The sequence below is a fragment of the Hymenobacter sp. 102 genome (assembly GCF_049949205.1).
Lineage (GTDB): Bacteria > Bacteroidota > Bacteroidia > Cytophagales > Hymenobacteraceae > Hymenobacter.
This window is the reverse complement of record NZ_CP188172.1, coordinates 2,154,967-2,175,434: the sequence shown is the minus strand read 5'-3', so window position 1 is coordinate 2,175,434 and position 20,468 is coordinate 2,154,967. Positions and strand designations below refer to the sequence as shown.

The following is a 20,468-nucleotide window of genomic DNA, read 5'->3' as shown; positions in this document are numbered from 1 at the left end:
GCTGTAGTTTGGCACTATATAGCAAAGGTAGAATTAATTATTTCCTTCTATGGGATAATACTAATGCTGTATTGGCTTTTTGCTGGTGGTGGATTGGTGGGATGTAGTGCAGCCGACTTGAACTGGATACAACGCTTGTTCTGCCAGTTTCTCGCCTTGCTCCGACTATACTCCGGAGGGCGCACAATCAGAGAACCTTCTCGGCCCGGCCCGGGAGTGTCAGTGGCCGGGCTGTTACCCCAATTGTGCCAGCCACGCTGGTACCTCGGCCAGGGAAGCCACTTCCTGGAACGACACGCCTGCTACATCGGCCTCCGAAACCCGCTCCATTACCCAGGTGGTGTAGTAGGGCACATACACGGCCCGCCCGCCCAGGCGCGCCACCGGCAGCACGTCCGATTTCAGCGAGTTTCCAATCATAACAAATTCCTCGGCAGCTACGCCGTAGCGGGCCAGCAGACGGCGGTACGTAGCCTCATTTTTCTCGCTTACAATTTCAACGTGCTCGAACAGGTCGCCGAGGCCGGAGCGGGCCAGCTTGCTCTCCTGATCAAACAGGTCGCCTTTAGTGAGCAGCATCAGCGGTATTCCTTGGGCCTGCACGGCGGCCAGCACTTCCGGTACGTGGGGCAGCAATTCAATTGGATAGTCCAGCAGACGTTTGCCGTGGTCGAGGATGTGCTGAATTTCCTGGCCACTTACCTGCCCGTTGGTGAGCCGGATAACGGTTTCAATCATGGATAGCATAAACGACTTGGCCCCGTAGCCAAATAAGGGCATGTTTTCGCGCTGCACCTCAAAGAACTGCCCGCTGAGCTCGTCGGCGGTGCCATAGTGGCTCAGCAGCTCGTACAGGCGCTCCTCGGCCCGGTCAAAGTGGGGTTGATTGGGCCAGAGGGTATCGTCGGCGTCGAAGGCAATGAGTCGGGGTGCAGGCATGGCGGCAAGGGAAATTGGTAGCGCGAAGTTACCGAACTTGCAGCCCATGAAGCAGCTGATTGACCTAAGTACGTGGAACCGGCGGGAGCATTTTGCCTTCTTTTCAGGCTTTGAGGAGCCTTTCTGGGGCGTTGTGACGGACGTGGATGCCACACAGGCTTTGCAACGCGCCCGGGACCTGGGCTGTTCGTTTTTTCAACTATACCTGCACTGCACTCTTCAAGCCGTCAATCAGGTAGAGAACCTGCGCTACCGTATCGAAGAGGGTCAAGTAGTCTGTTACGACCAGATTCACGCCTCGCCCACCCTGGGCCGGCCCGATCATACCTTTGGTTTCGGTTTTGTGCCCTATCATGTCGATTTGGCTACTTTCGGACAGAGCTTACAGGCTGAAATTACCGCCGTGCAAGCCAGCACCGGCTTGTGCCTGGGACCCGAAACGGCCCGGCCGGACGTTATTCATTTTTCGGCCATGCCCTGGCTGTCCTTCACCGGCCTCACCCACGCCCGCCCATTCTCCCATCCTGATAGTATTCCCAAGATTTCGGTGGGCCGTATTCGCCCCGAAAACGGCCGTCAACTCATGCCTGTAGCCGTTAACGTGCACCACGGCCTGGCCGACGGCTACCACGTAGGGCTGTTTGTAGAAACATTGCAGCGGACATTAAACCGGCCATAAACACAACGGCCTGACACAAGGAATGTGTCAGGCCGTTTGCTGAATGAGCGGGAAACGAGGCTCGAACTCGCGACCCTCAGCTTGGGAAGCTGATGCTCTACCAACTGAGCTACTCCCGCTTCTGAAGTGAAACAAAAGTACGGGCAGAAAATCAAAATCCAACCACCTGCGTATCGAAAGACGGGCGCGGGGGCGTCGGAACGCCGTTAGGCTAGCCGGGAGCGTTTGGCACTGTATATTTCCAGCTCGGATATTCGCCCAACTCTTCATTTGCTGACTTATGGCTTGGCCACTCCCACCAAATACCCGCCGCCTGGTGGGCCTGTTGTTTCTGATTGCAGGTTTTATGCTGCTGGTGGGCGTGGCCCTGCGGCTGTATGTGGTCTACGATGCCTACCAGCGGCTGGGAGCCGATGCCGTAACCTCTACTAAACTGGTGCTGTACCTGATGATGGTAATTGGCGGGGTGCTGATGCTGCGCTACGGCTGGCGGGAGCGGCGCGGCAATGATACGGTGGACTAAAGACCGTACCTTTGTCGGGCCGTTGGTTTACGGCCCAATCCGTCCGTATGTCTTTTCCACTCCGTATTCAGGTGGCCAAGCGCACCGCCGCCGCCGCTGCCCAGCTGGCCGAAATCGGTCAGCGTATGTTTCACGATACGTACGCCGCCCAGAACAAGCCCGAGGATATGGCCGCTTACGAGGCGGCCACTTTCGGGGCCGCTATTCAGTTGGCGGAGCTGCAGGATCCCAATACGGTTTTTCTGGTCGCCTACATGGTGCAGGAGGTAGTAGGCTACGCGAAGCTGAAGCTCCATTCCACCCTGGGGCTCGACCCGACTAAAACTCCCGAAGACCGGCTGGAAATTGAGCGTTTGTATGTGGCCGAAGACTGGATTGGTACGGGACTGGGGGCCGCCCTGATGCGCCGGGCCATTGAGGAAGCCCGGCAGCAGGGTTGCCGGGCGGTGGTGCTGGGCGTGTGGGAGAAGAATGAGCGGGCCCGCACGTTTTACCAGCGGTTCGGCTTCAAACAAATCGGGGAGCACCATTTCACCATCGGTACGGACGTACAGAACGACCTGATTTTGCGCAAGGGGCTTTAAGCGCCGCTTGTATATTCGTTGCCCGCCTTTGTCAGTCTAGCTCTCTGCCTCTGTTGCATATGCCTTTTTCCCGGACTCGTTACTCTGCGGCTTGGCGCGTTGCCGTTGTTGGCGTGGGCCTGGGCGCGGTGGCGTGCTCAAGCAATCCGGATGCTGAAAAAGCCGCCGTGCCGCTGCCAACCGGGCACTACGAGGGACCCATCACTTACCAAGGCACGGAGTTGCGGGTAGCGCTGGAATTACGAGAGCCGCAACCGGGCCAGCTTCAGGCCGAAATCAGCTTTCCGCAACTGCCGGAACTGACGTTCGTACCCTCGCAGGCTTTGTACCAGGCCCCGCAGCTCCGGCTGGTTTCCTCGCCCGAAAGCGCTGGGAGCGTAAGCGTGCAGGCCGTGCGGGAAGGCGATTTTCTGCGGGGCGTGCTGAGCTGGGATAGTCTGCAGGCTGATTTTGTGTGGGTCCGGCGTGGGCAAGCAGCCCCGTTGGGTTTCCGGGAGCAGGCGCTGGGTGGTAGCAGCGAGTTACGGCTCCTGCTCCCCGATGACACCCTGCCCCGGCACCGGGCCCTGGTACTGCTGGCTTCCCCAGCCACTGCCAGCGCCGCCGCGCAACGTGCCCGTTATCTGGCCCGGCACGGCGTGGCCGCGCTGGTGCTGCCCACCGCAAGCCTCGGCCCCGACTCGGTGGGTGGACCAGCAGTGGCGGCGGTGCTGGCTCGGCTGCGGCGGCACCCGTCCCTGGATTCCGGCAAAGTGGGTTATTGGGGGCGGGGGAGTATTACCCGCCTGCTTGCGGCAGCGGCGGCGCAGCGGCCCCGGCCGGCGTTTGCCGTGCTGGAAGGCGCTCCGGCCGATACCCGCACCGAAGCGGAGCCGTACGCAATATTCAACCGCCTGCGCATTCCGGTGCTGGCCTTGTATGCTGGCCTTGATACCACTGTGCTGACACGCGAAAGTACTCGTCGGCTGCGCGCGGCCCTGGGCTACCGTCCGGCTACTCAGGTGCGCATTGTGCCCCAGGTAACCCCCGATTTTGTGCAGCCCGGCCGTACCCGCGCCGATGGGCAGTGGGAGTGGCCCCAGCCGGCCGCCGGCTACTGGTCCGGTATGCTGGAGTGGGTGCAACGGCGCTGAGGCGTGCTACAAAATCAGCAGACCTTTCTCGCGCAGCAACTGCCAGGCCGGACTCAGCAGCAATTGCTCCCATGTCTGGCTCCCGGCCGGGAAGGAAGCTGCTACTTCCTTCAGCAACACTTTGGTGTTATAGTCGGTAGCAAGATTGGTGAGCAGGGCGTGTAGCCAAGGGCCCAGAGCGGCCGGTACAGTTACCTCAAAATCCTCCGCCTGCTCGTAGAACGTGAGCACGGCACGCTGGCCCTTGCGGCCGGGCTCCAGGCGTAGCTCCGGCGCATTGCCAAGCCAGAACAGGCGGTTGTTGGGCCGGGCCGCATCGGGCTTGCCGGGCTCCTGCAGGGCTTGGCTGATGAGGTGGCGGGGCACGGTAGTTTTAGGCACCCGGAAATCAAACCAGAAGCTGAGCGGCTCCTGCAGGGCCACACCGTGCAAATAGTTATAGAGGGCCTTGGCCAGCCCCGGCCCGAAGGCTTCGTGGTCGGTGCCGGTGGGGTCGTCGTGCCACAGGTCGTTCCAGGCAAAGGGGCCGGGCTCGGGGCCCACGGCGGCTACGTGGTATTTCGCCGGGTTTTTGCCCACCGGGGAATGGGCCGTCATGGAAAACCGGTGCCAGTAGCCGCTCTGCACAATGCCGGCCTGAAACAGCTGCCGCACCACTTCCAGCGAGTCTATAGTTTCCTGGGCCGTTTGGGTGGGAAAGCCGTACATCAGGTAGGCATGCACCATAATGCCCGCCTGGGTGAAGCCATCCGTCACGCGGGCCACCTGGGCAATGGTCACGCCTTTTTCCATGAGGGCCAGCAGGCGGTCGGAGGCTACCTCCAGGCCCCCGCTCACGGCAATGCAGCCCGAGGCCGCCAGCAGCCGGCACAAATCGGGGGTAAAGGTTTTCTCGAAGCGGATGTTTCCCCACCACGTAATGCTCACGCGCCGTTTGAGCAGCTCCACGGCCAGGTCGCGCAGGGCCAGAGGCGGGGCGGCCTCGTCCACGAAGTGAAACCCGGTCTGGCCGGTTTGGGCAATGATCTGCTCGATGCGGTCCACCAGCAGCGTGGCCGGAGCCGTTTCGTAGCGCGCGATATAGTCCAGCGTCACGTCGCAGAACGAGCAGCGCTTCCAGTAGCAGCCGTGGGCCACGGTGAGCTTGTTCCAGCGTCCGTCGCTCCAGAGCCGGTGCATGGGGTTCAGCACCTCAATCACCGACAAATACTCCGTCAGCGGCAGATCTGAATAATCCGGCGTCCCCACCTCGGGATGGGGAATATCGGCCGTGGTAGCGTCGTTGCGGTATTCCACCTCGCCCGCCGCGTTGCGCAGGAAGGTGCGTTGCAGGGGGGGGAGCCCGACAAGTTGCCCGGAGAGCCTCGTCGGACCACTCCCGTTGAACAAGTCAGCATGAGCAGATGATTGGTTACTGGCAGCCGCCGCCGCAACGAGAGTGGTCTGACGAAGCTCTCTGGGCAATTCGTCGGACCACTGCCCCGTCTCCGTCAGGCGGTTTCCCAGCCATTCCAGCAGCCGCAGCCAGGGGCCTTCGCCGTCGTCGAGGGTCAGAAAGTCGATGTAGTCGAAGAAGCGGGGCTCCCGGATGGTGCGCAGTTCCGTATTGGGGTAGCCGCCGCCCATGCTGGTGTAGGTGCCGGGGCGGGTTTGCTTGACGTGCCGGGCTAGCCGCAGCGCGCCGTACAGGTTGCCGGGGAAAGGCACCGTGAAGCCCACAATGTCGGGCTGGGTGCGCTCCAGCAGTTCGTCCAGCAGCTCCAGCAGCATCCGGTCAAGCAGGTTGGGGGCGGCCTGCAGGGCTTCGTGCAGGTCGTCAAAGGAGGTGGCCGACATGCCCAGCTTCTCAGCGTAGCGGGAAAAGCCGAACTGCGGCCCCACGGTTTCCTTGATCAGGTCGCCCAGGTCCTCGAGGTAGAGCGTGGCCAAGTGGCGGGCCTGGTCGGTGAGGCCCATCGTGCCGAAGGCCGTTTCCAGGTCGGCCACGTTGTCGAAGCGGCTGGCCTCGGGCAGAAACCGGCTGTGGCAGATGCGCGGGGCCAGGGTGTTGTCCTTGTTCTGTAGAAACCGGATAACTGGCTCCACCGTGCTCAGGTAGCTGTTCTTGAGCCGCAGCATGCGCCGGGCATTGTCGCTCAGCTCGAAGCCACCGGCCTCGATTTCGGCAAACACCCGCGTCAGCCCCGCCCGGGAAAACAGCTGCAGCACCAATTCCAACCCCAGATCAGCCTGCATTACCTGATAGCCGCGCCCACCCAGAAAACCCTTGAGGTAAGCAGTAGCCGGGTAGGGCGTATTCAGCTGCGTAAGGGGCGGCGTAACAAGCAGGATGCGGGGGTGGGCAGAAGACGACACGGGAACAGCAACCGCCAACCGGCAGTAAAGGTGCCCACAAAGGTAAAGCCTAAGTTGAAGTCCACCAGAAAGGCCCACCAGCCAGCGCCCCGTTCGGTTATCCTGAGTGGGGCACTGGCTGGTGGGCCTTTCTGGTGAGCGTACGTTCTATGCCAACTGATCCAGTGACAGGCGGCGGGGCATCAGGTCACGGCGGAATTCGCTCACGGAGCGGCCCGTTACCTGTCGGAACTGGTTGCTCAGGTGCTGACCGGAGCTGTAGCGCATGTGTTCGGCAATTTCGCTGAGCGTCATTTCATTATAGCTCAGCATTTCTTTCACCCGTTCAATTTTCAGCCGAATCAGGTATTTCTCAATAGTGAGGTTAGCCGTGCGCGAGAATACCTTGCTCAAGTGCGAGTAAGTAGCGGCAAACCGGTCGGTGAGGAAGGCCGAGGTGGTTAAGGGCATGCGCGCCGTGCGCAGATGCTCCAGGTATTCAACCAAGGCCGATTTTATTTGCTCGGTCAGCTGGTCGGCCCGGCCCATAATCACGTCGAAGCCGGCTTCACGCAGCATGGGAGCCACGGAGGCCGGGTCAGCGGGTGTGCTTTGGTCCAGTTGCGCCTGGCCCAGCGTTACGTCGGTGGGGCGGTAGCCCGCCTGTTCGAGCAGGTTGCGCACGGCATCAATGCAGCGTGGGCAAACCATGTTTTTGATGTGGAGAAGCGTCGTTTTCACGGATGTTGAGTTGGGTTCAACCGCGGGGCGGTACGCGTGGATGTACGAGAAGATGGCGGGGAAGCAGCGGATTTGCCCCGGCGCCGCGTCGCGGGCGGGACGTCATCAGTCCATTGCTTTCCAAACCAGTTCACCGTGGCCCAGTGGATGAAGGGAACCACACCCAGGAAGGTCACGGTGAATAGCCAGAAAAATACGAAAAATGCGCCAAAAAACCGTCCGAAGAACTCATCCTGAGTTCCGTACAGATACACTATAAGCAGTAGCGCCAGTAGAAAGCTGCTGCCAGCCAGCCAGGCTAGCTTCCGCAGCAGGGGCTTGTACGCGGTAATTTGGGAAGAGGCTCGGGTCATGGCTGCAGCTACAGGCGAACAAAGATAACCGTTGGCTGCATACAGAAACGGGAATCCAAGGATGGTCTTAGCTACGGGTCAGTATGAAGCATAAGGAAAAAACAACTGATAAAGTGGCAGAATGGCTGTGGTTGGGAACGGGAAATCTTCATACGCAAAAACCGCCGGGGCGGTCAGCCGTACAGCCCAAATACTTTACTTCACACCGCTCCCTCACCTATCTCCCAAACCCTATGAAAAGGCTCTCTTCTCTCTGCTCCCTGGCCGTAGCCGCCCTGCTTGTCGTTTCCGTATCGGCCTGCAACACGGGCAGCAGCTCCGGTGACACTAACGTGGAGCGCGGTGCCGAAAAAAGCAACGACCCGGCCACGCAGCAAAACGCCACTCTGGCCGCCGACTCAGCTACCTCCGGCCTGCAGCGCGACACGGCAGCTATGCCCACCGGCCGTCAGCAGTACGAGTCGGCTACGGAACGCAAAGACCGGAACAACGATGGTATTGCCGACTAACCCCCAACGGAACCCCGGCCAACAACAAGGCCCGCAACTACAGTTGCGGGCCTTGTTGTTGGCCGACCGAAGCCGGGCCGGGCTGTTTCCAGAGCTCAGAACAGGTTGGGTTAGTTGAAGGCGAAGCCATTGGGCCCAATGCCCACAGTAAAGGAATCGAGGGGTGCCCCCGTGCTGCGGTACCGGATTACTTTATCGGCGGCCGTGAATGAGCCCAATCCGCCGTAGATGGTGCCATCCTGTGGGTCGATACCCAGGCCGTAGAAGCTGCGCCGGATAAGTGGGGTGGTTGGCAACGTTGCATCGGCCACACCCAGCGTGTACACGCCGCCCAGGTACGTGTAGTAGAGCTGGCTTTTGGCTCCGTTGATGGCCAGCCGGCTTGGGGAGCTACGGTTGGAGGCTACTTCCCGAATGGTAGCCGTAAGCTGACCCGGGACAATTTTGGCCAGGCTGCCCTTGGTGGTGCGGGTGTAATCAGTGGTGTAGTCGGGGTTATAGTAGGTTTTGCCCCCGCTCAGCACCCACACGTTGCCGTCCCGGTCCTGCACCAAGCTGTTCGGGGAGTCGCCCACGGTAATGGTGCCCTCCACGGCATCGGTGGTGGTATTGATAACGGTAACAGTATTGCTGCCGCTATTGGTTACGTACAAACGGGAGCCCGCCACCAGCAGCTGCTCGGGCTGCACACCCACGGCAATAGTTTTGCTGACGGTGTTGGTGGTCAGGTTGAGTACCGATACGCGGCCATTGCTGCCATCGTACTTCACCGTTTCCGTTACGTAGCCCTTGGCCGCGGAGGCCGCCGCGAAGTAGCGCGGCAGCTGCAGCCCTGTTACCGTAGCTACCGGCTTGAAGTTGGGCAGAGAAATGACCTCCAGCTTATTGCTGTTGTTCACCACGATGTACGCGTTGTTGCCCTGCAGACTCAGGCTTTGGGCTACGTCGCCCAGCTCCCGTTTGGCGGCAGCGGCAAACGCGCCCTTATACACCACCGAAGAACTGGTTTTACTGAATACGCTGATGTCGGCATTCGACTTCTGGAAGTTGCCCTCGTTCACAATCAGCACGCTGTTGGGGCTGATGGTAACGGCCTCGGGCGTGGTGTCATCCGGGTCGCAGGCCAGCAGGCTGAAAGCGGCGGCGCTGCCCAGCAGTAAGCGGCTGCTCAGGCTCTGAAAAGGGAAAGAATACTTCATGCGGAGAAAAAAAAAGGGATAGAAAAAAGTCGTCGGGGAAAAGCTTAGCGCCAAAGCAGCCGCAAGCTCAGGCTGCCGCTGCGCAGGGGCATGGCGCGGTTCTGGTAACTCTGGTAGGAGGCGTTGGCAAGGTTGAAGCCCTGCGCCAGCGCCTGCAGCCGCCAGCCCGGCCGTACCGCCAGCGTGCGGCCCAGAGCCGCGTTCAGCAGCCAGTAGCTGGGCAGAAATTCCGTGGCCGAGGCATCGGTGTAGCGGTAGCCGGTATAAGTGAGCGTGGTGCTGAGCTGCCAGCCGTGCCAGGTATGGTCGGTGCTGAAGGCGGCCGTATGCCGCGGCACGAAGGGCAGCTGCCGTCCCACTGGGTCGGAGTCGGTGGCTACACCCTGGGTTTTTACCGACTGCGTGAGGCCGTAGCTGGCCCGGGCAAGCAGGCCGTAAGCCCTGTGCTGCCAGCTCAGCTGCGTACTGGCCTCCAGCCCCTGGGCGCGCACCTGCCGCAGGTTCCGCGGCGACCAGTACGCAACTCCGGGCGTCCACTGCACCCAGTTATCTACCAGCTGCCGGTAAGCCGTCAGCTCAGTTTGCAGGCGCAGGCGGGCCGGAGTTTGCGTGAAGGTGTGCACCAGGCCGCCCTCGTACCCCAGGCTTTCCTCGGGCAGTAAATCGGGGTTGCCGCCGGGCCGCCAGTACCGCTCGTTCAGGGTGGGGGCCCGGTAGCTGCGGGAGGCACTGCCCTTTACCGTGAGCGTCTGTGAGCCGACTTCAAGGGCCAGCCACTCGGCACCCAGCGTGGGCGTGAGGGGCGGGCGGCGGCCGGGCAGCACGGCCTGGCGCACGTTCAGGGAAAGGCGCAGGCGGGGCTGCGGGTCGTAGCGGAGCAGGGCGAAGCCAGAGTAGCGGTTTTCGGTGCGGGGCTGGCGGCCGTAGCCATCTACCTGGGCGGCAAAATGCTGAGCTTCACCCCCAAGCCGGACGGAGGCGTTGGGCGCTACTGTCCAAGTATGCTCGACCTGAGCCTGGCTGGTGCGCACCCGGGATTCGCTCAGCCCGCTCACGTCGTCGCGGTAGTTCAGGATGTCCTCAAACCAGGCGGCACGGGCGGCCCACTCGTGATGCTGGCTCACGGAACGGTAGCTGCCGGTGAGGCGGCGGCTCTGGTCCCGTTCCTCGGCGTGGGTATTGTTGGTGCCGACGCCTGGCTGAATTTGCCGGTCAGCATCGGTGAGCCAGGCGGCCAAAGCCACCTCGCTGCGCTGGCCCAGGCGCAGCGTCACATCCTGGCTGAGGCTGGCCTGGCGCAAGGCGGCGTTCTGCTGGCGTTGGCGGGTTCGGCCGCGGGCTTCCTGGGCGTAATAGGCAAAGTTGTTGGCCGCTTCCCGGTACAGCAGGCTGGTGCGCACGGCTATTTTCTGGTTGCTGAAGGCTGCCTCCACCGTGCCGGCTCCCAGCCCGAAGCTGCCGTACTCGCCCTGGGCCGCCCCGCGCCAGCCGGTGTTCCACTTCGCCTCCGATGACAGCAGCACCGTGCCCCCAATAGCCCCGTTGCCGTAGGTGGCGGCGGCCGGCCCCGGCTGCACATCGGCCTGGGTAAATCCGCTCACCGGCAGCAGGGAAAAATCGGCCTCACCCAGGCTGGGCAGGTTGATATTGAAGCCGTTCCAGAGCACGGCGGTGTGCCGCGCCGAGGTGCCCCGCAACGTGATGGAAGCCAGCTGGCCCGGGCCGTAATTGCGCAGGTGCAGGGCCGTGCGTGCGCTCAGTACATCGGTAAGCGTACCGGTACGGTAAGTGGTAAGGGCCACCGAATCGAGGGTGAGACGGCGGCTGCCCACTGCAAACCGCTCAAGGCGGACGCCGGGAATGCGCACCGTAGGCAGCCGCTGCACGCGGGCCGTATCGGCGGGCAGCTCGCTGGTTTGAGCCGAGGCCGAAGTAGTTAGCAACAGGCCACCCGCCAGCCAGCTAAGCAGGCGGCTCCACGGCAGGGCGGTAAAACGCATCTTGAGAACCAAATTTTCGCAACCGAAAAATTCAGTTCAAAACCTCGTGGCTTAGCTGGCCTCGTGAGCCGCCAACCCCCGAAGCCGAGGCCGAAAACAGAAGGGTACTCTGCCCGGCCGGAGCCGGGCTGCTGGTTTCATTCTCCGCCTTTCCTCCGAAGGCGCTGAACATGGGGATGCGCAAAGGCAGGTCTCCTGGCTTGCTCCGGGCGCGTCGCCTTCCCATTTCCAGGGCCTCAGCTAAGAAGCCGAGGCAGAAACAGTGGCCGGTGATGACGCGCCGACTCCTGAAGCGTACAGTTGCGGGGACAGCTCCGGATTTCAACCGGATTCCCTTTTCAGCCTCGCCCCGCATTTGGGGTCCGGCCACCTTTACAGCGGCAAAGGTAGGCATTGCCCCGTATAGATGCCTACTCATCCGTAATTCTTCCTGTCGTACTGCTGTATGTCTCTGCTGCCCCCCGAATTCTACCGCCGTTCCAACCCCGTGCAGATTGCCCGCGAGCTGCTGGGCAAGCACGTGTACTCCTGTCTGGAAGGGCAGCTAACCGGCGGCCGCATTGTGGAAACTGAGGCGTACTCCCACGAGGGCGACGATTCCATGCAGCTGCACCTGAAGCGGCGCGGCACCCACGGCCAGGCATTGCACGAGCCCGGGGGGCGGGCCTACCTCTATCAGGTGTACAACCGCCATACCCTGTTTAATATCAGCACCAATCTGGCCAGTAAACCCGATACAGTGCTCATCCGGGCCATTGAGCCGCTGGTGGGGCTGGAAATCATGGCGGCCCGCCGGGGCCACCTGGCCCCGGATTCGCCTAAGCTAACGACCGGCCCGGGCCTGCTCGCCCAGGCCCTGGGCATCACGCCCGCCCTTAGCGGCACTAACTTGCAGGGCCCGGTGCTCTGGCTTGAAGATGCGGGTGAAATCATCAATGAAGCCGACATCCTGGCCAGCCCCCGCGTGGGTTTAGCCTACGCCGGCGAAACGGCCGCCGCCTTACCCTGGCGCTTTCGCCTTCGGGGCAGTAAATGGACCAGCCCGGCACGGTGAAGTGATGAGTTAGTGAAATGGTGAGTTTGGCGTTCAGGTCGCACAGGTAGCGCAAGCAGAACGTCAAGCTCACCAACTCACTCACAGCTTCTCGCACACCAGCACCATCAGCTTGCCTTCCAGGTTGGTAGTGGCGAAGAGGTATAGCTCGCCACCCTCCTTGATGGCGGTGCGGTGTCGAAACTCGGCCACCGAATCGGGGAAATTGCGGGTGGTGACGTGGGCGCGGTTGTCGGGGCCGAGATGGGTGCGCAACGCCGCACCATCGTACTTCTCCACCGCCCGAATGCGGAAAATCCGGCCCGGAAAATCCGCCCGCAACGAATCAGATGTGTACAGGTGGCTGTGCTGGTGCAGCTTCAGTAGCTCGAAAGCCGTGCCGACGCTCTTGAACGCGCCGGCCTTGAGCACGGCCACGTTGGGCTCGTAGAGATACTGCTGCGGCTCGGCGTAGCGGGCTACGGCGCGGGTTTCACGGGCCCGGTTTAGTCGGAACTCCTGCTGCTGCCCGTTGCGCAGCAAGTTTACGGTGAACCGTTCGGGGTCGATGGCCGGCTCGGGGCCCAGCTCGTACAGCACTTCCTTGCACTCGTTGTCCACGGCCACCACCCACAGCCGCCGCACCTGCCGCAACTCCTGAATGGCCTGCTCAATATCGAGCATGGGAGACGTCTTGAGTAGCACGCACCGGCTTTTGTGCAGCAGCAGCGGCAGCAGGCGCAGAATATCCGGCTCGCAGTCCTGCAACCGGAAAATCTTCTTAGCAGCCGTGTCGCGGCGGGCGGGGTCCAGGTACAGCCAGTCGAACGTATCGGGGGTGCTGCGCAGAAACTGCACGGCGTCGCTGGTGTGGCACTGCACATTTCCGATACCCAGCTGCGCCAGGTTGTAGCGCACCACCTCAGCCAGGGCCGCGTTGCGCTCCACGTACTGCACCTCGGCTACGGTAGTAGCGAAATGGGCTGTATCAACTCCAAACCCCCCGGTCAAATCAGCCAGGCGCTGTCCGTTCACCAAAGAGGCTTTGAAGGCAGCCGTACGGGCCGAGGAAGCCTGCTCCACTGAGAGAGTAGGCGGGAAAATAAGCTCCGGGTTTTCGGCCCAGTCGGGCAGCTTGGTGCGGGCTTTCTGCCGGGCCTGAATCTGCCGGATAAGGTCGGGAACGGGCAGGCCGGGGTGGCGACGGGCTTGCAGAGCTAGTTGAGCGGGGTCGTCGTGCAGGTGCTGGGCAACGTATTGCCGAGCCGCCGTGGGCAGCGGGTATTCCATGTAGCGGGTCTACGAATTCAGGGCGGTGCCGGACGCTCCGGCGAATCAGCCCGGGCGCAAGGCAGCCTCAAACGTAAGCAGGAAATCTGCAACCACCCGTCCCGGGCTGCGTCTGGCCGGTTCTGAAACAAGATGAAAAAGGTACTCCGGGCCGGTTCTCAGCTCACTGCCAGCAACGGCTGGCAACCCTGAAAACCGGCCCGGAGCATCCGGACAACCACAATTAGGTTAGCGCAGGTTCCAACGCAGGGCCAGCAGCGGCTGCCCGCTGCGGCCAGCAGCCAAACCTACCGTGCTGGGGCGCAACTGCTGCAGCGCACCACGCCGGGCGGCGGGCAGCCCGGCATTATGCGCCTCCACAGCCCGCTGAAAGTGGGAGTTGGTATTGCGCGAGATGAGGATGTTGCTCAGCAGGCTGAAGGCGGCCAAGCCCACCGCTACTTGCTGAGTATTATTAAAATATTCCTCTTTTTCGGGATGCGCGTACACCTGCTGGCCGTACAAACCCACGGCTCCCACAAACGTCAGGCGTTCCGCCACAAACAGCCACTTCTGCCGCCGGTAGCGGTTCAGATTATCCAGCGCTTCCTGATTGCCGGCCAGGTAGGGCCGGATACGCTGTCCAAAAAAGCCGGCACTCTGATAAGCCGACTCATTGGTGCCGGCTTCCGTAGTGAAATAAAAGTTCTTCTGCACTCCGTTTAGCCCCCGGTTCTGGTCTTCGGGAGCAAGACGCAATACGGTGGCTGGCTGCTGAGCCTGAGCCGCTACGGCCACTCCGAGAGAGCAGGCGGCAACCAATGCGGAGCGGCGTAAACCGCCAACAATTCGGGACAGTTGATACTGGGTCATGAAGACAAAGCTACGGTCTATATAGTCAAGGAGCTAAGTGTTTAGACGACAAAAAAGTGCAATTCATCGAGGAAAAGTTTTAGGGCCATCCAACAAAAGCACACTTGCCTTCGTTCTCGCAAGCAGTTCACCCAACTCTTCGCATATGAAAACGCTGACCTCACTTTTCCGTCCGGCCCTTTTTGCCCTGACTTTGCCCGCCACACTGGCCTTTTCGGCTTGCGGCAATGATGATGACAACAATTCCACTCCTGTGCCTGACCAAGGCAAGGTGCTGGCAGTGCACGCGGCTCCCAATGCGAATGTAAAAGTATCGGTGCTGGCCGATGACAAGGCAGTGAAAGACCTGAGCTACGGCGAAAACTCCGGCTACGCCACGGTAGATGCTGGCAGTCGTACGTTCAAAATCAATGTGGCTGGCACCACCAATACAGTGGCCACTGCTACCCAAACCGTGGCTAAAGACAAGAACTACTCGCTCTTTGCCTATAGCCCCACAACCCAGGCCAATTCCATCAGCACCATTTGGGTGGAAGATGATTTGACGGCTCCGGCCTCAAACCAAGCCAAAATACGCGTAGTACACTTGGGGCTCAACGCTCCTTCTCCCGTGAAACTTTCCCAGGAAACGGTGGCCGGATCTACTGACGTGCCCGGTGTAAGTGCCACCTTCGGAGCCGCTTCGTCGTTTGCTTCCATTCCCAGCGGCTCCTACAACCTGCTGGTAACCACCGGCGCAACTTCTACCCGCGTAGTAGCAGTGGGCGACGGTAATGGCTCGGGCTCCGGTACCAAGAACTACGAAGCTGGTAAGATTTACACTGTAGTAGTGCGTGGCAGCCTTGGCAGCCTCGATGACAACCTGAAACCCAAAGCCGTACTTATCCAGCATAATTAACGCTGCGCTTGCTGCACTAAGCGAAAGGCTGTCTGGATGCGTTCAGGCAGCCTTTCCTGCCTTTAAAAGGAGGGGTGCCGGCTTCGGGCAAATGGATAACAAATCGAGTATCTTTGCGGTTAGAAAACGACTACTTCACTTCTGCATCTGACTGATGGAAACCAAGACCACGGCCTACGTTCCGTATAAAGTAAAAGACATGAGCCTCGCCGAGTGGGGCCGCAAGGAAATCCGCCTCGCCGAAGCCGAAATGCCCGGTCTCATGTCGTTGCGGGCGGAGTACGGGGCCAGCAAGCCGCTGAAAGGGGCACGCATTGCCGGCTGCCTGCACATGACCATCCAAACGGCCGTGCTCATCGAAACGCTCATTGAGCTGGGTGCTGATGTTACGTGGTCATCCTGCAACATCTTCTCCACCCAGGACCACGCCGCTGCGGCCATTGCTGCCGCTGGCATTCCGGTATATGCCTGGAAAGGCATGAATGAGGAAGAGTTCAACTGGTGCATTGAGCAGACCTTGTTCTTCGGTGAGGAGCGTCAGCCCCTGAACATGATTCTGGATGATGGTGGCGACCTGACCAACATGGTGCTGGATCAGTATCCTGAGCTGGCCGCCGGTATTAAAGGCATTTCGGAGGAAACGACTACGGGCGTACTGCGCCTGATGGAGCGCGTGAAAGCTGGCACCCTGCCGATGCCCGCCTTCAACATCAACGACTCCGTAACCAAGTCGAAGTTCGACAACAAATACGGCTGCAAAGAGTCGGCGGTGGATGCCATCCGCCGCGCTACCGACGTGATGATGGCCGGCAAAGTAGCCGTGGTTGCTGGCTACGGCGACGTAGGAAAAGGCACTGCCGCTTCGCTGCGCGGAGCTGGTGCCCGCGTAGTGGTCACCGAAATTGACCCCATCTGCGCTTTGCAGGCTGCTATGGATGGGTACGCCGTGAAGAAGATGGAAAATGCCATCAAAGACGCCGACATCGTAATTACTACCACCGGCAACTGTGATATTGTGCGTGAAGAGCACTTCCGTGCCCTCAAGGATAAAGCTATTGTCTGCAACATCGGCCACTTCGATGATGAGATTGACATGGCGTGGCTAAACAAGCACTACGGCCACACCAAAGACACCGTAAAGCCCCAGGTAGATTTGTATAACATCGACGGGAAAGAGGTGATTATCCTGGCTGAAGGCCGCCTTGTAAACCTGGGTTGCGCCACGGGTCACCCCTCGTTTGTGATGTCGAACTCATTCACTAACCAGACGCTGGCCCAGCTGGAGCTGTGGCAGCACGCTGATAAGTACGAAAACGAAGTGTACACCCTGCCCAAGCACCTCGACGAGAAGGTGGCTCGCCTGCACCTTGCCAAAATTGGCGTGGAGCTGGACGAGTTGACGCCCAAGCAGGCTGACTACATCAAAGTGCCCGTAGAAGGCCCCTTCAAATCGGACCTGTACCGCTACTAACAGACTGCGGTTATTCTGTAAAAACCCCGTCCGGCATTGTGCCGGACGGGGTTTTTATTTATCGAGTCTGAACAGGAAGACGGTCCTGATATTCCTCGCTTGAAACGTAGAGCGGAACACCCAGCAGCTTCCACTGGTGCAACAGTATGACGTCATACGCTACCTGCTGCTGCTGCACGTGAGCGGTACCCAGCAGCGGCTTCCAGGTATGTCCCAGCATCAGTCCTGAAATGGTGGGATATACGCCACGGATGATAAAGCTTGAATCGGTGCGCATCCCTTCAAATAACAACTGCAGCTTATTGTTCGGGTTTAGGGTGATGGTGGTTGATTGACTCCAGTTTCCGGGAAGCTGCCCGTTATTGGTGGGAGCCAGCAGATTGGGAATTTTACCTTCCGGCTCCTGGCTACCTTTTACCGACAGGCTCAGCAGAAACAACAGAGACAGTCCTAAGCCGAGCTGGCGTCGCAACACCATGAGAACTTTAAACCAGGCGTATACGATGCCCAAAAGCAGGATGACGTTAAGAATAGTCCATACAAGCGTAAGCATATAGAAATAGGGTAAAGGGTGACACTGGGATAGGGCAATATAGAAGGATAACGCCCGAATAGTTAGCCCAGCGCAGCGGCCTCTACGCCCAGCCGCTCCCGCACGGCGGGGGCTACCACCTGCCCAAACAACTCAGTGGAATGGAGCACGGCTTCGTGGGGCATGCCTTCCAGCATCAATTGGCCAATAAAGCGCGTGTTCCCGAACAGCCCGTGCAGGTACACCAGTTTCTCGGTGATTTCCTGGGGCGTGCCCACGAACAGCGGCCCCTGCGGCCCGCGCAGGTAATCGAATTGCTGCCGCGACATGGGCGGCCAGCCCCGTTCCCGACCAATGCGGTTCATCACCAGCGAGTAAGCCGGGAAAAACTCGTCGGCGGCCTGCTTGGAGTTTTCGGCTATGTGGAAGTGGCAGTTGATGCACAGCGGCAGTGCCTCCGAGTAGCCGGCCTGCTGAGCGGCCCGGCGGTGCAGCTCGGCAAACGACACGTACTGGGCCGGCGCTCCACCCAGAATGGCAATGGTCAGGCCCAGACCCAAGGAGCCGGCCCGGGCTGCTGAAGCGGGCGTACCGCCCACGCCTACCCAGATGGGTAGCTTGGACTGCACGGGACGCGGATAGACGCCTTTGCCCGCAATGGCTGCCCGGTGTTTGCCCTGCCAGGTTATAATTTCCTGCTCGTTGAGCTGCAGCAGCAGCCCCAGCTTCTCGGCGTATAGCGCATCATAATCCTGCAAATCCTGCCCAAACAGTGGAAACGACTCAATGAATGAGCCGCGCCCGGCAATAATTTCGGCCCGGCCGTTGGATAGCAAATCCAGCGTGGCAAAATTCTGGAAGGTGCGCACCGGGTCGGTGGAGCTGAGCACCGTAACGGCGCTGCTGAGCCGGACCCGGCTGGTAACGGCCGCCACCGCCGCCAGCACCATTTCCGGCGACGATACCACGTAGTCGGCGCGGTGATGCTCGCCAATAGCCACCACGTCGAGGCCGGCTTCGTCGGCGCGGCGGCCCAGAGCTACCAGTTCCTGGGTGCGTTGGGCCGCGGCGGTGTCGCCGCCGGATACGTGAGCGGGAGCTACTTCGCCAAATGAGCTGATACCAAGTTCCATTGCTTTCTTAAATCAGGTAGGTACATGAATTTGGTTGCCTAACGCAGTAGCCCGCCGGTTTGTTCACGCTACTCACTCACCGTAAACCACGGAATTGCCAGCCGGCCCGGAAACTGGTACACCCGCACGGAGTCGCCGGGCATGGTTTGGTCGTAGGTTTCCTCCGTTACGGTTACATCTTCGGGCGCGGTTCTGGGGCCCCAGGCACCTACTTCGAGGTAGTAGGTGGTGGTTTTGCCGGAGGAACTATGCTTGCTGAGTACGTTGGCGGCGTGCACGCGCGGCGCGGCCTCATCAAACACGCAGTTGATGGCCACCACCGCGCTGTAACCGTACACCAGCGCACAGAAAAATACAGTGGCTACGGCCCCCCACCGGCTGGCGGGCAGCCTGATAAAGCGGCGGTTGCCATAAGCCAGTACCCCGCCAAACAGTAAGGCTACACCCGCCGCCAGCTGCCAGGCCGCTGAGTAACCCAGCAGCTCAAAATCCAGCAGTACGCGCAGGAGCAAGCCAAGTGCCGGGATGAATAGTGCAGAACCCAGAGCCGGGTAGGCACTGTCCTTTCGCTCATCGGCCCGCAGCAGGCCCTGGTACCAGAGCAAAGCCAGAGCAGCTACCGGGGGCAGGGCAAGGCTGGCCTGCACAGCCACATCGTAGGGTTTGGGGTAGAAGAACAACCACGCAGCCACGGCCCAGGCCAGCGTGTTCAGTACGCGGGCTACCTGCCGGGCCTGGGCCAGTTTCTCCTCCCGTTCCGGCACCGAGCGGCCCAGCGTTTCATCCTGCAGAATTTCCTGGGCTTCCAGCTCCTGCTGCTGCACATCCAGATCCGGAAACCGCTCAGCCAGCCAATGCTGAATATCCTCGTACCCCTCGCTCGTATAGCCTATCCGAATGGATGGATAGGCCTCGGAAATGGGCACGATGTGCGTGTACTTATCATCGGCCCGGTAACCACGGACGGCCTCCAAGGGAAGCTCTTTGCGCCGTAATGCACCTTCGTAGCGGATGCTTTGCTCGCTCAGTATGTGGCGGCCCTTGTAGGTTTCATACACGCAGTAGCCGAAGAATAGCGCGAAACTCCATCCAAAAACTAGGAAGGTAACAGCGGCCCCATCCCAGCCATTTTCGGCCATCCAGAAAGGACAGGAAAGAAACAGGGCTATCAGCAGCGGTGAAAATATGTAGATAAAAATGCGCCAGCCTTTGGCGGTGCCGTAGCTGTGTTCGGTAGCAGTTGTGGTAGAAAGGGGCATTCGTAAAAGGGTAAGGAAGGATAGTCAAAGGCATCTAACCCTTAAAGCTAGAGCGCAAAATGAAAACGACCAACCGGAGTGGTTGGTCGTTACGGCATGTAGGTTGCAAATAGCAGGATGCTACAGGAAGCTGCCTCCCGTTAGCTCTTCACTCAGTTTCCAAAGTTGCCGGGCGTTTTCGGGCGTGTTGTAACCTGATTTCACGGCTTCCGGCCGCTTCTTCACGAAGTAGCCCCCACTGGTATCGGCCACTTCCGGGGCGGTAGCGAGGTAGATGCTGGTTTGGGCCCCTTCCTCCGAGGACGTCATGAACGGCGCGGCTACCTTGTAAAAAGCCTTGGTAAACCAGTTAGAGCTTTGCCCGAAGCTGCTGGCCACCACGCCCGGGTGCAGGCTGTTGGTGATGATGTTGCCGATGCCGTGCTGCCGCAGCCGCCGGGCCAGCTCCTGCGTGAACATAATGTTATAGAGCTTGGAGTTGGCGTAAGCCCGCATGGGCGAGTAACCGCCAGCCACTTCCAGCGTGCTAAAATCGGGTTTGGCAAACTGGTAAGCCATGGACGCCACGTTGACGATACGGGCCGCCGGACTTTGCTGCAGCCGGTCCAGTAACAGATTGGTGAGCAGAAACGGCCCCAGGTGGTTGGTGGCCAGCGTCAACTCGTAGCCATCGGCTGAGGTTTGCCGCTCGTCGCCCAGCACCAGCCCGGCGTTGTTTACCAGTACATCCAGGTGGCCGTAGCGCTGGCGAAACTCCTCGGCCGCCCGTCGCACCTGGCTCAGGTCCGACAGGTCGCAGAGCAGCACATCCACGCGGCGACCGGGCCAGGCTAGGGGCTGAATTTCATGGCGGGTACGGGCGGCCTTCTCGGCGTTGCGGGCCAGCAGCACCACGTGGTAGCCCTCTTGGGCCAGCGCCCGGGCCGTAACGGTGCCAATACCGGCCGTAGCACCCGTAACCAGGGCAATTTTTTCGGAAGATGCAGTCATACACAGAGGCGAAGTA

Annotated in this window: 19 protein-coding genes, 1 tRNA gene and 1 riboswitch; of the genes, 8 read left to right on the top strand and 12 right to left on the bottom strand. The window is 60.5% G+C overall.

The features are described 5' to 3' along the window. Positions 1–234 precede the first annotated feature (234 nt). On the bottom strand, positions 235–939 hold the full coding sequence (locus tag ACN19L_RS09440) for an HAD family hydrolase (protein ID WP_426493230.1): 705 nt from the start codon (positions 937–939) through the stop codon (positions 235–237). Positions 940–985: 46 nt separating this feature from the next. Here ACN19L_RS09440 and ACN19L_RS09435 point away from each other — a divergent pair, with 46 nt between their 5' ends. Beyond that, positions 986–1,618, top strand: coding sequence for a CatA-like O-acetyltransferase (locus tag ACN19L_RS09435; protein ID WP_426493229.1), 633 nt, complete (start codon positions 986–988; stop codon positions 1,616–1,618). A 46-nt stretch (positions 1,619–1,664) separates the two neighbouring features. On the opposite strand, the gene ACN19L_RS09430 is transcribed toward ACN19L_RS09435, so the two are convergent. Then, a tRNA-Gly gene (locus ACN19L_RS09430) sits at positions 1,665–1,737 on the bottom strand. A gap of 161 nt (positions 1,738–1,898) precedes the next feature. Here ACN19L_RS09430 and ACN19L_RS09425 point away from each other — a divergent pair. The 3 genes from ACN19L_RS09425 to ACN19L_RS09415 are packed head-to-tail and all read left to right on the top strand — an operon-like array spanning position 1,899 to position 3,858. Further along, positions 1,899–2,141 carry a hypothetical protein gene (locus ACN19L_RS09425; RefSeq protein ID WP_426493228.1) on the top strand — a complete coding sequence of 81 codons (243 nt, stop codon included), beginning with the start codon at positions 1,899–1,901 and terminating at the stop codon, positions 2,139–2,141. 47 nt (positions 2,142–2,188) lie between these two features. Then, positions 2,189–2,725 carry a GNAT family N-acetyltransferase gene (locus ACN19L_RS09420; protein WP_426493227.1) on the top strand — a complete coding sequence of 179 codons (537 nt, stop codon included), beginning with the start codon at positions 2,189–2,191 and terminating at the stop codon, positions 2,723–2,725. Positions 2,726–2,784: 59 nt separating this feature from the next. After that, positions 2,785–3,858 carry a hypothetical protein gene (locus ACN19L_RS09415; RefSeq protein ID WP_426493226.1) on the top strand — a complete coding sequence of 358 codons (1,074 nt, stop codon included), beginning with the start codon at positions 2,785–2,787 and terminating at the stop codon, positions 3,856–3,858. A 6-nt stretch (positions 3,859–3,864) separates the two neighbouring features. On the opposite strand, the gene ACN19L_RS09410 is transcribed toward ACN19L_RS09415, so the two are convergent. Together ACN19L_RS09410 and ACN19L_RS09405 are read right to left on the bottom strand one after the other, a co-directional pair. Next, positions 3,865–6,213 carry a B12-binding domain-containing radical SAM protein gene (locus ACN19L_RS09410; protein WP_426493225.1) on the bottom strand — a complete coding sequence of 783 codons (2,349 nt, stop codon included), beginning with the start codon at positions 6,211–6,213 and terminating at the stop codon, positions 3,865–3,867. Positions 6,214–6,360: 147 nt separating this feature from the next. After that, positions 6,361–6,933, bottom strand: coding sequence for an AraC family transcriptional regulator (locus ACN19L_RS09405; RefSeq protein ID WP_426493224.1), 573 nt, complete (start codon positions 6,931–6,933; stop codon positions 6,361–6,363). A 586-nt stretch (positions 6,934–7,519) separates the two neighbouring features. On the opposite strand from ACN19L_RS09405, the gene ACN19L_RS09400 reads away from it, so the two are divergent. Further along, positions 7,520–7,795 (top strand): hypothetical protein, encoded by a 276-nt coding sequence (locus tag ACN19L_RS09400; protein WP_426493223.1) that lies wholly within the window; start codon positions 7,520–7,522, stop codon positions 7,793–7,795. A gap of 110 nt (positions 7,796–7,905) precedes the next feature. Here the strand turns inward: ACN19L_RS09400 and ACN19L_RS09395 are convergent, their stop codons facing one another. Continuing rightward, the gene (locus ACN19L_RS09395; RefSeq protein ID WP_426493222.1) at positions 7,906–8,994 is read right to left on the bottom strand and encodes a YncE family protein; all 1,089 of its coding nucleotides are present in this window, start codon (positions 8,992–8,994) and stop codon (positions 7,906–7,908) included. A 44-nt stretch (positions 8,995–9,038) separates the two neighbouring features. Continuing rightward, the gene (locus ACN19L_RS09390) at positions 9,039–10,994 is read right to left on the bottom strand and encodes a TonB-dependent receptor plug domain-containing protein (protein ID WP_426493221.1); all 1,956 of its coding nucleotides are present in this window, start codon (positions 10,992–10,994) and stop codon (positions 9,039–9,041) included. A 168-nt stretch (positions 10,995–11,162) separates the two neighbouring features. Continuing rightward, positions 11,163–11,383, bottom strand: a riboswitch (cobalamin riboswitch). A gap of 56 nt (positions 11,384–11,439) precedes the next feature. Between ACN19L_RS09390 and ACN19L_RS09385 the strand changes: the two genes are divergently transcribed. Further along, positions 11,440–12,048, top strand: a complete 609-nt coding sequence (locus tag ACN19L_RS09385; protein WP_426493220.1) for a DNA-3-methyladenine glycosylase — start codon at positions 11,440–11,442, stop codon at positions 12,046–12,048. An 81-nt stretch (positions 12,049–12,129) separates the two neighbouring features. Here ACN19L_RS09385 and ACN19L_RS09380 read toward each other — a convergent pair whose 3' ends face one another. Both ACN19L_RS09380 and ACN19L_RS09375 read right to left on the bottom strand, forming a co-directional pair. After that, positions 12,130–13,317, bottom strand: a complete 1,188-nt coding sequence (locus ACN19L_RS09380; protein WP_426493219.1) for a THUMP-like domain-containing protein — start codon at positions 13,315–13,317, stop codon at positions 12,130–12,132. A gap of 228 nt (positions 13,318–13,545) precedes the next feature. Continuing rightward, on the bottom strand, positions 13,546–14,169 hold the full coding sequence (locus tag ACN19L_RS09375; RefSeq protein WP_426493218.1) for a hypothetical protein: 624 nt from the start codon (positions 14,167–14,169) through the stop codon (positions 13,546–13,548). Between the two features lie 145 nt (positions 14,170–14,314). Here ACN19L_RS09375 and ACN19L_RS09370 point away from each other — a divergent pair, with 145 nt between their 5' ends. After that, positions 14,315–15,067, top strand: a complete 753-nt coding sequence (locus ACN19L_RS09370) for a DUF4397 domain-containing protein (protein ID WP_426493217.1) — start codon at positions 14,315–14,317, stop codon at positions 15,065–15,067. A 154-nt stretch (positions 15,068–15,221) separates the two neighbouring features. After that, the gene (gene ahcY / locus ACN19L_RS09365) at positions 15,222–16,538 is read left to right on the top strand and encodes an adenosylhomocysteinase (RefSeq protein WP_426493216.1); all 1,317 of its coding nucleotides are present in this window, start codon (positions 15,222–15,224) and stop codon (positions 16,536–16,538) included. A gap of 58 nt (positions 16,539–16,596) precedes the next feature. On the opposite strand, the gene ACN19L_RS09360 is transcribed toward ahcY, so the two are convergent. From ACN19L_RS09360 to ACN19L_RS09345, 4 genes are all read right to left on the bottom strand, one after another. Next, positions 16,597–17,091: a hypothetical protein gene (locus ACN19L_RS09360; protein ID WP_426493215.1), complete on the bottom strand. Its 495-nt coding sequence runs from the start codon at positions 17,089–17,091 to the stop codon at positions 16,597–16,599. Positions 17,092–17,153: 62 nt separating this feature from the next. Beyond that, a complete protein-coding gene (locus tag ACN19L_RS09355; RefSeq protein ID WP_426493214.1) occupies positions 17,154–18,203 on the bottom strand; it encodes an LLM class flavin-dependent oxidoreductase in 1,050 nt (349 codons plus the stop codon). 68 nt (positions 18,204–18,271) lie between these two features. Next, complete coding sequence (locus ACN19L_RS09350) at positions 18,272–19,462, bottom strand: hypothetical protein (RefSeq protein WP_426493213.1); 1,191 nt, start codon at positions 19,460–19,462, stop codon at positions 18,272–18,274. A 120-nt stretch (positions 19,463–19,582) separates the two neighbouring features. Beyond that, complete coding sequence (locus ACN19L_RS09345; RefSeq protein WP_426493212.1) at positions 19,583–20,452, bottom strand: SDR family oxidoreductase; 870 nt, start codon at positions 20,450–20,452, stop codon at positions 19,583–19,585. Between the last annotated feature and the right edge of the window lie 16 nt (positions 20,453–20,468).